Source organism: Bacillus sp. LR--39 (assembly GCF_053613335.1).
Map to the genome: position 1 here is coordinate 553,495 of NZ_JBSIOT010000002.1, position 13,203 is coordinate 566,697.

General features: G+C 45.9%; 13 protein-coding genes. 12 read left to right on the top strand and 1 reads right to left on the bottom strand.

From position 1 onward, the window contains the following. The first annotated feature begins 11 nt into the window (after positions 1-11). The 12 genes from ACWHAR_RS12545 (at position 12) to ftsX (ending at position 11,748) form a co-directional block, all read left to right on the top strand. Positions 12-1,013, top strand: coding sequence for a flagellin N-terminal helical domain-containing protein (locus ACWHAR_RS12545; RefSeq protein ID WP_032876173.1), 1,002 nt, complete (start codon positions 12-14; stop codon positions 1,011-1,013). A gap of 250 nt (positions 1,014-1,263) precedes the next feature. Continuing rightward, on the top strand, positions 1,264-2,784 hold the full coding sequence (locus ACWHAR_RS12550; RefSeq protein ID WP_032876175.1) for a flagellar hook-associated protein 2: 1,521 nt from the start codon (positions 1,264-1,266) through the stop codon (positions 2,782-2,784). A 19-nt stretch (positions 2,785-2,803) separates the two neighbouring features. Continuing rightward, positions 2,804-3,205 (top strand): flagellar export chaperone FliS, encoded by a 402-nt coding sequence (fliS, locus tag ACWHAR_RS12555; protein ID WP_003151407.1) that lies wholly within the window; start codon positions 2,804-2,806, stop codon positions 3,203-3,205. After that, positions 3,205-3,549, top strand: coding sequence for a flagella biosynthesis regulatory protein FliT (gene fliT / locus ACWHAR_RS12560; protein ID WP_007407472.1), 345 nt, complete (start codon positions 3,205-3,207; stop codon positions 3,547-3,549). Before fliS ends, fliT begins: the two co-directional genes overlap by 1 nt. Positions 3,550-3,558: 9 nt before the next feature. Further along, on the top strand, positions 3,559-3,936 hold the full coding sequence (locus ACWHAR_RS12565) for a hypothetical protein (protein ID WP_003151412.1): 378 nt from the start codon (positions 3,559-3,561) through the stop codon (positions 3,934-3,936). 194 nt (positions 3,937-4,130) lie between these two features. Beyond that, positions 4,131-4,697, top strand: coding sequence for a ribosome hibernation-promoting factor, HPF/YfiA family (gene hpf, locus ACWHAR_RS12570; RefSeq protein WP_032876178.1), 567 nt, complete (start codon positions 4,131-4,133; stop codon positions 4,695-4,697). A 166-nt stretch (positions 4,698-4,863) separates the two neighbouring features. After that, on the top strand, positions 4,864-7,389 hold the full coding sequence (secA, locus tag ACWHAR_RS12575; RefSeq protein WP_032876181.1) for a preprotein translocase subunit SecA: 2,526 nt from the start codon (positions 4,864-4,866) through the stop codon (positions 7,387-7,389). Positions 7,390-7,463: 74 nt separating this feature from the next. Next, positions 7,464-8,565, top strand: a protein-coding gene (gene prfB / locus ACWHAR_RS12580) for a peptide chain release factor 2 (RefSeq protein WP_096034905.1) whose coding sequence is annotated in 2 segments (ribosomal slippage) — positions 7,464-7,535 and positions 7,537-8,565 — 1,101 coding nt in all. Because the reading frame shifts where the segments join, the coding sequence is not laid out codon by codon here. Positions 8,566-8,734: 169 nt separating this feature from the next. Next, complete coding sequence (locus ACWHAR_RS12585) at positions 8,735-9,583, top strand: YitT family protein (protein ID WP_007614078.1); 849 nt, start codon at positions 8,735-8,737, stop codon at positions 9,581-9,583. A gap of 35 nt (positions 9,584-9,618) precedes the next feature. After that, complete coding sequence (cccB, locus tag ACWHAR_RS12590) at positions 9,619-9,960, top strand: cytochrome c551 (RefSeq protein WP_007614074.1); 342 nt, start codon at positions 9,619-9,621, stop codon at positions 9,958-9,960. Between the two features lie 218 nt (positions 9,961-10,178). Continuing rightward, positions 10,179-10,865, top strand: a complete 687-nt coding sequence (ftsE, locus tag ACWHAR_RS12595) for a cell division ATP-binding protein FtsE (protein WP_007407465.1) — start codon at positions 10,179-10,181, stop codon at positions 10,863-10,865. Next, positions 10,858-11,748, top strand: coding sequence for a permease-like cell division protein FtsX (gene ftsX / locus ACWHAR_RS12600; protein WP_007407464.1), 891 nt, complete (start codon positions 10,858-10,860; stop codon positions 11,746-11,748). Before ftsE ends, ftsX begins: the two co-directional genes overlap by 8 nt. Positions 11,749-11,794: 46 nt before the next feature. Here ftsX and ACWHAR_RS12605 read toward each other — a convergent pair whose 3' ends face one another. Continuing rightward, positions 11,795-13,201, bottom strand: a complete 1,407-nt coding sequence (locus ACWHAR_RS12605) for a right-handed parallel beta-helix repeat-containing protein (protein WP_032876184.1) — start codon at positions 13,199-13,201, stop codon at positions 11,795-11,797. Positions 13,202-13,203: the final 2 nt, after the last annotated feature.

A 13,203-nucleotide genomic window follows, 5' to 3' on the forward strand; every position in this document is an offset into this window, starting at 1 on the left:
GGAAATACAAAATGAGAATCAACCACAATATCGCGGCTCTTAACACTAGCCGTCAGCTGAATGCAGGTTCAAACTCTGCTGCAAAAAACATGGAAAAATTATCTTCAGGTCTTCGCATCAACCGCGCTGGTGATGACGCTGCGGGTCTTGCGATCTCTGAAAAAATGCGTTCCCAAATCCGCGGTTTAGACATGGCTTCTAAAAATGCTCAAGACGGAATCTCTCTTATCCAAACATCTGAGGGTGCATTGAACGAAACTCACAGCATTCTTCAGCGTATGAGCGAGCTTGCTACACAAGCGGCGAACGATACAAACACTGATTCTGACCGTTCTGAGCTTCAAAAAGAGATGGACCAATTAGCGTCTGAAGTAACAAGAATCTCTACTGACACTGAGTTCAATACGAAGAAACTTCTTGACGGAACTGCGCAAAACCTTACGTTCCAAATCGGAGCTAACGAAGGCCAAACAATGAGCCTGTCTATCAATAAAATGGACTCTGAAAGCCTGAAAGTTGGTACGACTTATACTGTATCTGGTGATCAAAATACACTTACAGCAACTGATGGAAGCACTGCTACTTGGGCTGACGAAGAAAAAGACGGAACTACTGGTGAAGTCACAAAAGCTGCTGGATATTATGATGATAAAGGTAAAGTTGTTGCATCTGAAAAATTAGCTGCAGATTCTAAAGTAACAAAAGGTATCGACATCTCATCTTCAGCTAAAGCTGCGTCTTCAGCTCTTACAACAATCAAAACAGCTATCGACACAGTATCTAGCGAGCGCGCTAAACTTGGTGCAGTTCAAAACCGTTTAGAGCACACAATCAACAACCTTGGTACTTCTTCTGAGAACCTGACTTCTGCTGAATCACGTATCCGTGACGTAGACATGGCTTCTGAGATGATGGAGTACACGAAAAACAACATCCTTACTCAGGCTTCTCAAGCTATGCTTGCGCAAGCTAACCAACAGCCTCAGCAAGTTCTTCAATTGCTGAAAGGTTAATGACGGAAAGATCCTGGTTCTCCAGGGTCTTTTTTTTATTTCTTCAGCTATCTCCCCCTTCAGCAAGCCAAAGAACCCTATTGACAAAATGAAACATTATATTTTGCAGTTAAATTATTGAAAACCTTTTAATATGACCGATATAAGAATAAGATCATACATTTATGGAGCTGTGATATGATAAACAGTCGGAAACTCACTGTTGTCATAGAGCCGTCTACGACTAAACGCCGAAAAGGAGAGGGTACATATGGTCACAAGAATCACAGGCCTTAATTCCGGTCTTGATGTAGATTCTCTGGTGAAAAAAATGATGGATGCCGAAAAGCAGCCGCTTAATAAATTAAACCAGCAAAAGCAGACGCTTGAATGGAAGCGCGATGCTTATCGGGAAGTGAATACTCAGATTGCCGACATGTATTCTACGACATTTAATAATATGCTGATGTCCACAAACTGGAATAAAAAAACAGTAACAAGTTCGGATTCCAGTGTCAGCGCGGCGGCCGTCAGTGCTGAGCAGAATATTTCAACGAGTATGTCTGTACAGCAGCTGGCTACGCCGACGACTTATAAATCATCAGGCGCCATCAATTTCACTTCGGGTCAGAGCCAAACATTGAAATTCAATGTCACAAATCCGGGTGAAACGAAGCCGACTGAGGTAAACGTCACGATTGCCGCAACCGATACGATTGACGATGTCATTTCCAAACTGAACAGCTCGGGTCTCGGAGTGACGGCTTTAAAAGAGAAAATTTCCAACGGCACGGATTATGTGGATACGATTGCGTTCACTTCCAATAAAACGGGGGAAGGATTTACCCTTGCCGCAGGTGATGACGCAACCAAAAGCTTTCTGAAAGATCAGCTCGGTTTTGCCGTTGATGATGCAACAAATGAACTGACGGCCAATGCCGAAGGGAAAAACGCGAAGTTTACGTTCAACGGGCTTGAAATGACAAAAACGTCAAATAACTTTACGATCAACGGCATCAAATACACGCTGAACAGCGTGACGGACAGCAATAAAACGGTTACGATTAACAGCACGACTGATACGGACGGCATTTTTGACAACATTAAAGATTTCGTTGATAAATACAATACGTTAATTAAAAGTGCAAACGAGAAGGTAACAGAATCAAAATACCGCGATTATAAGCCGCTAACTGATGAACAAAGAGAAGCGATGACCGATAAGCAGATTGAGCAGTGGGAGGCAAAGGCTAAAAGCGGGTTATTACGGAGCGACAGCACGCTGCATAACGGTTTGGCTGAGATGCGGCTTGATCTGTACTCAACGGTTACGATTGACGGGAAAAAATATCAGCTTGCCGATTTCGGAATTGAGACGTCTGATAGTTATACGGATCAAGGAAAGCTTGTCATTAAAGACGAAGCGAAACTGAAACAGAAAATTACCGAGAATCCTGCTCTCGTGGCTAAACTGTTTAATGCAGACAGTCCTGATACAGCGAAAACCAAAAACCCGGAGGAACAGGGGATTGCCCGGAGATTAAAAGACACATTAAACAAAATGCAGACCCAAATTTCAAAACAGGCGGGTACGGAAAGCTCGGTATCAACCAGCTTTGCCATCGGAAAAAGCCTGAATGAAATAGAGACGAATATTTCCAATATGAAAACGAAGCTGGATGACATCGAAACGAGATATTATAAAAAGTTCAGCGCACTGGATACGGCATTGGAGAAATTGAACAGCCAATCTTCATATCTCACGTCAATGTTAGGATCTTCAACATCATAACCTTGGAGGTTTTATAAAAATGGCAATAAATAATCCTTTTGCTGCTTATCAGCAGACATCCGTCTTTACAGCCGCTCCGGAAGAGCTGACCCTTATGCTTTATAACGGCTGCCTGCGATTCATTAAGCTGGCAAGGCAGGCGATGAAGCAAAACAACCTTGAAGCCAAAAATGAAAATATCGTAAAGGCGCAAAACATCATTCAAGAGCTCAGCATCACGTTAAACCGGGAGATTGAGATTTCCGAGCAGATGTCATCCATTTATGATTACATCCGCCGCCGGCTGATCGATGCGAACGTGCAGAATAACGGAGAGTTTTTAGATGAAGCGGAAAAGCTCGTTACTGAATTTCGCGACACGTGGAAGCAGGCCATGCAGAGTGAACGGAAAAACAGCCATGGCGCGGGCGGCCTTGCCTGATGAACAGCAATGTCTTTTCTTTGTATAACGAAACGAAGAACATGTACGCCGCACTGAAGGACGCCCCGGAAAGCGACGGTCTTATCAGCAGCGTTACGGCATTTACGGAGAAAAGGGAGGAGATGCTTGCGGGCATAAAGCCGCCTTTTTCCGAAGAAGAAAAAACGCTGCTTCAGCAGGTGGCCGCGATGGACCGCCTGATTACAGGCGAAGTAAAACGGATTCAGGATGGTATCCGAAATGAAATAAAAACGCTTAAGAAAAAACGAATCTACCATAATACGTATTTCAATCCGTATCATCAAACGACAAGTGACGGCCGTTATTACGACAAACGCAAATAGGTGAGTGTTTTGAGAAGTTTGAACGATTACCATTTGGTGTCAGCCTATTACCAGCTTCTTTTTACGATTGATGAGGGGCTTTGCTACCTGTTGGACACGCAGGATGATTTTTTTAAGACGGAGGGCGAGCGGATTTACAACGATTTGATTCAGGCTTTTTTTCATCTCGATTCCTCTCATGCGCTTCTGCTGTCTATCATTGAGTGCCGATGCGTGGAGACGGCGATCCGCTCATTTGACGAGATCTTTCAGGATTTCAGCATGTTAAATGATTATGATTTCCCGTCCGCCCCTTTTCAGGAGTTTTTAAAAACCATCTTTCTGCCGCATTATAAGCTATGGATGGAGCAGACGCACGACTGCATCAAACCGTATGTTCTTCACTAGACCTGCTGCAAGCGGCAGGTCTTTTGCCTGCGTCTTCCGCATATACTTATAATCCTGCCGGAAGCTGCGGGATAAAACCGACACCATTCGTCATCGTTCACCGAATTTACACATTATTTTAACGTTTCAGCAGGGATCAGAAGGGGTAAAAGAGAAATAGTTACATATCCTTAGATAAAGGGAGGCGTTCTTTGATGAACTACAATATCAGAGGAGAAAACATTGAGGTTACACCTGCGTTAAAGGATCATGTGGAGAGAAAAATCGGCAAGCTGGAACGATATTTCGAGCAGAGCGTCAATGCCGATGTGAACGTCAACTTAAAATTCTATAATGATAAGGAATCTAAAGTTGAAGTCACCATTCCGATGACTGATCTGGCGCTTCGTTCTGAAGTGCATAACGAGGATATGTACAATGCAATTGATCTCGCAACAAACAAGCTGGAACGTCAAATCCGAAAGCACAAAACAAAAGTCAACCGAAAATTCCGCGACCAGGGTCTTCCGAAACATTATTTCGAGAACGGCAGCGCTGGTGATACGGGCGTAGCGGTTCAGGACGAAATTGAAGATGACAGCCCGGAAATTGTCCGTCAAAAGCGTTTTAATTTAAAACCGATGGATAATGAAGAAGCGATTCTCCAAATGAATATGCTCGGCCATAATTTCTTCGTATTCACCAACGCGGAGACGAATCTCACAAACGTCGTTTACCGCAGAAATGACGGCAAATACGGATTAATTGAACCGACTGAATAAACCCATCCAGCCTTCCGTGAACGTGCGGAAGGTTTTTCTCTATCTTTACCTGCAAATTCTTTGGAAATGGCAAAAGGTATGTTATGATAATGAGAGGTATACATGGACAGAAAATTATCATTTATTCCATGCAAAATCTGCATGTGAACATAGAGGAGCGTTATAGATGCTTGGGATTTTAAATAAAATGTTTGATCCGACCAAACGTGCGCTGAACAAATACGAAAAAATAGCAAATGACATTGATGCCGTAAGAGGAGATTATGAAAATCTCTCTGACGAGGCGCTTAAACATAAAACGGCAGAATTTAAAGAGCGGCTTGAAAAAGGAGAAACGACGGATGACCTTCTTGTCGAAGCGTTTGCCGTCGTTCGTGAAGCTTCCCGCCGCGTAACCGGCATGTTCCCGTTTAAAGTGCAGCTGATGGGGGGCATCGCCCTTCATGAGGGGAACATCTCCGAAATGAAAACAGGGGAAGGGAAAACGCTGACGTCCACGCTTCCCGTGTATTTAAATGCGTTGACAGGAAAAGGCGTTCACGTCGTAACGGTCAACGAATATCTGGCGAGCCGTGATGCCCAGCAAATGGGAGAAATCTTTGCGTTTCTCGGGCTTACAGTCGGCCTTAACCTGAATTCGATGTCAAAAGACGAAAAACGCGAAGCTTACGCAGCCGATATCACGTATTCAACGAACAATGAACTCGGCTTTGATTATTTGCGTGACAACATGGTGCTCTATAAAGAACAGATGGTGCAGCGCCCGCTTCATTTTGCCGTTATTGATGAAGTCGATTCAATTTTAGTCGATGAAGCGAGAACGCCATTGATTATTTCCGGACAAGCTCAGAAGTCCACAAAACTGTACGTGCAGGCAAATGCGTTTGTCCGCACACTCAAGAAAGATCAGGATTATACGTATGACGTCAAAACGAAAGGCGTTCAGCTGACGGAAGAAGGAATGACGAAGGCTGAAAAAACGTTCGGCATCGACAACCTGTTTGATGTCAAAAACGTGGCCTTGAACCACCATATCAACCAGGCTTTAAAAGCCCATGCGGCGATGCAGAAAGACGTGGATTATGTTGTTGAGGACGGCCAGGTCGTCATTGTTGATTCCTTCACCGGCCGTCTGATGAAAGGACGCCGCTACAGCGAAGGTCTTCACCAGGCGATTGAGGCGAAAGAAGGCCTGGAGATTCAAAATGAAAGCATGACATTGGCGACGATTACGTTCCAAAACTATTTCCGTATGTACGAAAAGCTGGCCGGTATGACCGGTACCGCAAAAACGGAAGAGGAAGAATTCCGAAATATTTATAACATGCAGGTTGTATCCATTCCGACCAACCAGCCGGTCATCCGTGACGACCGTCCGGACTTGATCTACCGCTCAATGGAAGGGAAATTCAAGGCGGTGGCGGAGGATGTCGCCCAGCGCTACATGACCGGACAGCCGGTTCTTGTCGGTACGGTTGCCGTTGAAACGTCTGAATTGATTTCTAAACTTCTGAAAAACAAAGGGATTCCGCATCAGGTGCTGAATGCCAAAAACCATGAACGTGAAGCTCAGATTATTGAAGAAGCGGGACAAAAAGGCGCTGTCACGATTGCGACCAACATGGCGGGACGCGGAACCGACATTAAACTCGGCGAAGGCGTAAAAGAGCTTGGCGGCCTTGCAGTCGTCGGTACGGAACGCCACGAATCCCGCCGGATTGACAATCAGCTCCGCGGACGTTCAGGACGTCAGGGAGACCCGGGCATCACACAATTTTATCTTTCAATGGAAGATGAATTGATGCGCCGTTTCGGAGCTGAACGGACGATGGCGATGCTTGACCGGTTCGGTATGGATGACTCCACGCCGATCCAGAGCAAAATGGTGTCACGCGCCGTGGAATCATCTCAAAAACGTGTCGAAGGAAACAACTTTGATTCACGTAAACAGCTTCTTCAATATGACGACGTGCTCCGTCAGCAGCGCGAAGTCATTTACAAGCAGCGTTTTGAAGTCATTGACTCTGACAACCTGCGTGACATTGTTGAAGGCATGATCAAGTCTTCTCTGGAACGTGCGATTGCCGCTTATACGCCGAAAGAGGAGCTTCCGGAAGAATGGAATCTTGACGGCCTCGTGGAGCTGGTGAATACAACGTATCTTGATGAAGGCGCTCTTGAAAAGAGCGATATCTTCGGAAAAGAACCGGATGAGATGCATGAGATGATCATGGACCGCATCATGACGAAATATAATGACAAAGAAGAGAATTTCGGCGAAGAGCAGATGCGTGAATTTGAAAAAGTCATCGTATTGCGTGCCGTTGATTCAAAATGGATGGATCATATTGATGCGATGGATCAGCTGCGTCAAGGGATTCACCTCCGCGCTTATGCGCAGACAAATCCGCTGCGTGAATATCAGATGGAAGGTTTCGCAATGTTTGAGCACATGATTGAGTCCATTGAGGACGAAGTTGCGAAATTCGTCATGAAGGCCGAGATTGAAAGCAATCTGGAACGCGAAGAAGTGGTTCAGGGCCAAACGACGGCTCATCAGCCGCAGGACGGCGATGAGGCCAAACAAGCGAAAAAAGCGCCGGTGCGAAAAGTCGTAGATATCGGACGCAACGCGCCTTGCCATTGCGGCAGCGGAAAAAAATATAAAAATTGCTGCGGCCGGACAGAATAGTCTCGACTGTATGAAGCGAACATGACCGGGTCTGCGTCTTATGGCGCCCCGGATCTTTTAATGAGGTGAATGGAATGGAATTATCAGAAATCAGGGCAGAGCTCGAAAATATGGCTTCTCGTTTAGCGGACTTCAGGGGGTCTCTTTGACCTCGAATCAAAGGAAGCCCGCATTGCAGAATTAGATGAAAAGATGGCGGAACCGGAATTCTGGAATGACCAGCAGAAGGCCCAAACCGTCATTAACGAAGCGAACGGTCTGAAAGAATACGTGAACTCCTATCATCAGCTGAGCGAGTCTCACGAAGAGCTGCAAATGACACATGATCTTTTAAAAGAAGAACCTGACCAGGACCTTCAGCAAGAGCTTGAAAAAGAGCTGAAGTCATTAACGAAGGAATTGAATGAATTTGAGCTTCAGCTGCTGCTCAGTGAACCATATGACAAAAATAATGCGATTTTAGAACTTCACCCGGGCGCCGGCGGTACGGAATCTCAGGATTGGGGTTCCATGCTGCTCAGAATGTATACCCGCTGGGCGGAAAGACGCGGTTTCAAAGTTGAAACGCTTGATTATCTCCCGGGAGATGAAGCAGGAATTAAGTCTGTCACACTGCTTATTAAAGGCCACAATGCATACGGCTATTTAAAAGCGGAAAAAGGCGTACACCGCCTCGTGCGGATTTCTCCATTTGATTCATCAGGCCGCCGCCACACGTCATTCGTGTCATGTGAAGTCATGCCTGAATTCAATGAAGAAATCGACATTGATATTCGTACCGAAGATATTAAAGTTGATACGTACCGGGCGAGCGGTGCCGGCGGACAGCACGTCAATACGACTGATTCAGCCGTTCGGATCACCCACCTGCCGACAAATGTAGTCGTCACGTGCCAGACGGAACGTTCACAAATCAAAAACCGCGACCGGGCGATGAAAATGCTCAAAGCGAAGCTGTATCAGCGCAGAATTGAAGAACAGCAGGCGGAGCTTGACGAAATCCGCGGCGAACAGAAAGAAATCGGCTGGGGCAGCCAAATTCGCTCGTACGTCTTCCATCCGTACTCCATGGTGAAAGATCACCGTACCAATACCGAAATGGGGAACGTGCAGGCGGTTATGGACGGAGATATCGATATCTTCATTGACGCCTATTTACGTTCTAAACTGTCGTAATCCGGGAACACACCTGCCTTTGGCAAGGTGTGTTTTTTTATCCGTTCTCTTTCTCCATTTTTCACAACAGCGCTTTAGCAAATTAATACGGTATTTGGCTGTTATTTACTTCTAAGCCGGGAAGACTTAAAATGCTATCGAGAGAAAATCGGAGAACGGAGGATTTTGCATGGATGTGAATCACAATAAGCCGCTCCGTCTGATCAAAGATTATATATACATCATGATCGGCGCGGCGATTACGGGGGTCGTGTTTAACGTATTTTTGCTGCCGAACCGTATAGCAGCGGGGGGAGTAAGCGGGATCAGCACCATTTTAGAAACGTTTGGTTTTGAACCGGCTTACGTGCAGTGGATTATTAACATCCCTTTGTTTATCGCCGGAGTGATCATTCTCGGCGGGAAGTTCGGAATGAAGACACTGGTCGGTTCCATCGTTCTGCCGCTCGCAGTCTATTTAACAAGAGATCTGCCTGCCGCGACGACCCATGAACTGCTGGCGGCGATTTTCGGAGGCGTCGGGATCGGAACGGGAATCGGCATCGTGTATCTCGGCAAAGGCTCCACGGGGGGAACGGCTCTGGCGGGGCAGATCATTCACAAATACACGGGGCTGTCGCTGGGAACGTGCCTTGCCATCATGGACGGATTAATTGTGCTGAGCGCGATGCTCGTATTCGGAGTGGAGCAGGGATTGTATGCGATGCTCGGGGTATTTATTTCAAGCAAAACGATTGATGTCGTGCAGGTCGGGTTCAACCGCTCCAAAATGGCTTTAATCATTACGCAGCATGAAGAAGCCGTCAGGTCGGCTGTGTTTAAAGAAATCGACAGGGGTGTGACGAAGATTTCCGCAGTCGGCGGGTATACGGAACATGACCGGCCGATCTTAATGTGTGTCGTCGGCCAGACTGAATTCACAAAACTGAAACAAATCGTCAAACAGATTGATGAGTCAGCCTTTGTCATTGTCGCAGACGCAAGCGAGGTGCTCGGCGAGGGTTTCAAACGCGCGTAAACGGGGTTATAATAGCGAAGGGGTGCATCTTACATATGAAATCAAAATGGGCGCTGCTGGCGCTGGTTCTGACCATGTCCGTCCTGCTGGCGGCATGCGGCGGATCCAATGAATCGAAAAAAGAAAGCTCTGACAGCTCAGGCGGATCAAAAGCATCTGCGTCAGCAGGAGAAGAGCTTTATCAGCAAAGCTGTATCGGCTGCCACGGAAAAGACTTAGAAGGCGGCGGAGGTCCGAATTTACAGGAAGTCGGCGGGAAGTATGATGAAGCTAAAATTGAAAGCATCATTAAAAACGGACGCGGCAATATGCCGAGCCATCTTGTAAATGATAAGGAAGCCGCTGAGATCGCAAAATGGCTGTCACAGAAAAAATAACAGAAAAACCTTGCCTGTTATAGGGGCAAGGTTTTTTCACGGTCTGGGAATGAAAAGAAACTGTAATAGTAATATGTCTAAATTTGACGTATAATGAAGTGTACTGAGGAAAAGGAACTTTCAGATTTTTCATCTGTTTCCTGGTAAATCGGCCATAAACCGCTGTACGTTTGCGAACTCTATGGCTGCAAGACATAATTAAAAGATTAGGTGATTTCATGATAGAGATGAAAGAAGTATATAAATCCTATCCGAACGGTGTAAAAGCGATTAACGGGCTGTCAGTCATGATTCATCCCGGAGAATTTGTATATGTCGTGGGACCGAGCGGAGCCGGTAAATCTACTTTTATTAAAATGATTTACAGAGAAGAAAAGCCGACAAAAGGGCAAATATTGATTAATCATAAAGATCTCGCGTCTGTGAAAGAAAAAGAGATTCCTTTCGTGCGGCGTAAAATAGGCGTTGTTTTCCAAGATTTCAAACTTCTTCCGAAATTGACGGTATTTGAAAACGTCGCGTTTGCACTTGAGGTTATCGGAGAGCAGCAGTCAGTCATTAAAAAACGCGTGCTCGAAGTGCTCGATCTTGTGCAGCTGAAGCATAAAGCGCGGCAGTTTCCCGACCAGCTTTCCGGAGGAGAACAGCAGCGTGTTTCCATCGCAAGATCCATCGTCAACAATCCTGACGTCGTGATAGCTGACGAACCGACGGGCAACCTTGATCCGGTCACATCATGGGAAGTCATGAAGACACTGGAAGAGATTAATAACCGCGGAACGACCGTTGTGATGGCGACACACAATAAAGAAATAGTAAACACCATGAAGAAACGGGTCATCGCGATCGAAGACGGAATTATTGTGCGTGATGAGTCAAGAGGGGAGTATGGTTCTTATGATTAAAATTCTCGGGCGCCATTTGCGTGAGAGTTTTAAATCTCTCGGAAGAAACACATGGATGACATTTGCATCCATCAGTGCCGTTACCGTTACATTAATTTTGGTCGGCGTGTTTTTAGTCATTATGCTGAATTTAAACAACATGGCTAAAAATGCTGAAAAAGAAGTGGAAATTAAAGTATTAATCGATCTGACGTCGAATAAGAAAACGCAGGATACGCTGCAGAATGAGATTAAAGACATCTCGGGAATCCAAAGCGTAGAGTTTTCATCTAAAGATAAAGAGCTTGATCAATTGGTCAAAAGCTTCGGCGACAGCGGAAAGGCCATGAAAATGCAAGATCAGGAAAACCCGCTGAACAACGCGTTTATCGTCAAAACGACAGATCCGCATGATACGCCGAAAGTTGCGAAAAAAATTGAGAAGCTGGATCATGTGTATAAAGTGACATACGGGAAAGAAGAAGTCAGCCGTCTGTTTAAGATCGTCGGGGTGTCACGCAACATCGGGATCGCGTTAATCATCGGCCTTCTGTTCACGGCGATGTTCTTAATTTCAAATACGATTAAAATCACGATTTTCGCCAGAAGAAAAGAGATTGAAATCATGAAGCTTGTCGGCGCGACAAACTGGTTTATCCGCTGGCCGTTCTTCCTGGAAGGGCTGCTGCTGGGGGTATTCGGTTCTATCATACCGATCGCTCTCGTGCTGAGTACGTACCAGTCGATGGTCGCTTGGGTGGCCCCGAAAGTTCAGGGATCATTTGTTTCACTTCTGCCGTACAGTCCGTTTGTGTTTCAAGTATCACTTGTGCTCATTCTGATCGGCGCGGTTATCGGAGTATGGGGAAGTCTGACTTCCATCCGGAAATTCCTTCGTGTATAAATACAAAAGCCAGTCTGATATAGACTGGCTTTTTTTAATGGTTTCGTTACTGAATGACGGGCAGGGCCGGTGATCCGGGCTTTAATGTAAAGTCATAAGACGCTTCGTCACGGTACATCGGGTCCGCATAAATGGAATCCGAATCGTTTGCCGTTCCTTTTTGGTACGCTGTGAATGAATCATATTCTCTGTTCTTCCAATTCCAAATGCTGTCTTTTCCTGCTTCTTTGTGATAGACGTTATGATTAACGGTATTGCCTTCGTTTTTCGTATAATCATTTGCGATAAAAATCCGTGAACCGCTAGCCGTCATGATGTTTTTTTCGATCGTGTTCCCTTTTGTGCCGTACTGCAGCAGCAGCTGGCCGCCGTCAAGGTCCTTCGTGTCATTTCGGTACATGATGTTGTGAGCGATCACTGAATTGATGGTTCCGCCGCGTTTCGTGTCATAGCCTCCGATTGAAATACCGGTGTAAGCATTGCCGTACACCTTGTTATCCGTAATCCGGATATCTTGTGCGTATTTCCCTTTATGTTCGGAAGTGGCTTCAATCCCGAGGTCATTGTTGTAAACGGTGTTATTCTTAATGTCCACATGTTCTGCGCCGTCAACGTAAATACCGCCCGCTGAATATTCATCTCCGTAAGCGGGATTTCCGTAAGAAGAGTTATGGCTCACCGTATTGTTTTCAATGACGCCGTTTCGCGCATAGTCGTTTTGCTTGGACGTTCCTTCGTATCCGATCACGTCAATCCCGATATTGTTATTGTCCCGGATGGTATTGCCGGCAATCTTAAATCCGTCAACATTCCCGTTCAGCACGACCGCTTCGCTTGCGCCGAGCGTCAATTTTTCAACCGTATTATTTGTGATGCTGACATCCTTCATGGCGCCTGTGCCGTAAAACGCGATGCCGTGTGCATTTCCCTCATCAGCCGTGGTTTTAATGTTTCGGATATGGTTGCCGTCAATGTTGATATGACTGCTCGACCCGGTGACGCAGATCCCCATGGCCGTCGCATCTTCTGATGATACGGAGAGATTCTCAAGCGTAACGCCGTGAATGGTAATGTACTGTTTATTGCGGATTTGAATTAACGGAGTTTCAGAATCGCTTTTTGGCGCAGATTTGCCGCTGATTGAGACATGCTCATTCTGATAGTTCCGAAATGTAATCGGCTTTTCGGCCGTGCCGCTGTGCTTTACTTCAAACGTTTCATCGTACGTCCCTTCCCGAATCAATACGGTTGTCCCGGCCTCTGCCTTTTCAGCCGCATGTTTTAATGTGCGGAACGGCTTTTCTTTCGTTCCTTCATTTTGGTCGCTGCCTGCGGGAGAAACATACAGGGCGTCCGTCTGCGTTTTTTCATTGGCCTCTGTTTTTGGCCAGACAAAGGCGGTAATGCCTGCGGCCAGAACCGCCGCGGATAAAATCGATAATTTTATTTTCATAT

Bases quoted from the DNA above. Each gene is read 5' to 3' on its own strand.
- ACWHAR_RS12545 (WP_032876173.1), top strand. From the start codon at position 12: ATGAGAATCAACCACAATATCGCGGCTCTTAACACTAGCCGTCAGCTG.
- ACWHAR_RS12550 (WP_032876175.1), top strand. From the start codon at position 1,264: ATGGTCACAAGAATCACAGGCCTTAATTCCGGTCTTGATGTAGATTCT.
- fliS (WP_003151407.1), top strand. From the start codon at position 2,804: ATGGCAATAAATAATCCTTTTGCTGCTTATCAGCAGACATCCGTCTTT.
- fliT (WP_007407472.1), top strand. From the start codon at position 3,205: ATGAACAGCAATGTCTTTTCTTTGTATAACGAAACGAAGAACATGTAC.
- hpf (WP_032876178.1), top strand. From the start codon at position 4,131: ATGAACTACAATATCAGAGGAGAAAACATTGAGGTTACACCTGCGTTA.
- secA (WP_032876181.1), top strand. From the start codon at position 4,864: ATGCTTGGGATTTTAAATAAAATGTTTGATCCGACCAAACGTGCGCTG.
- ACWHAR_RS12585 (WP_007614078.1), top strand. From the start codon at position 8,735: ATGGATGTGAATCACAATAAGCCGCTCCGTCTGATCAAAGATTATATA.
- cccB (WP_007614074.1), top strand. From the start codon at position 9,619: ATGAAATCAAAATGGGCGCTGCTGGCGCTGGTTCTGACCATGTCCGTC.
- ftsE (WP_007407465.1), top strand. From the start codon at position 10,179: ATGATAGAGATGAAAGAAGTATATAAATCCTATCCGAACGGTGTAAAA.
- ftsX (WP_007407464.1), top strand. From the start codon at position 10,858: ATGATTAAAATTCTCGGGCGCCATTTGCGTGAGAGTTTTAAATCTCTC.
- ACWHAR_RS12605 (WP_032876184.1), bottom strand. From the start codon at position 13,201: ATGAAAATAAAATTATCGATTTTATCCGCGGCGGTTCTGGCCGCAGGC.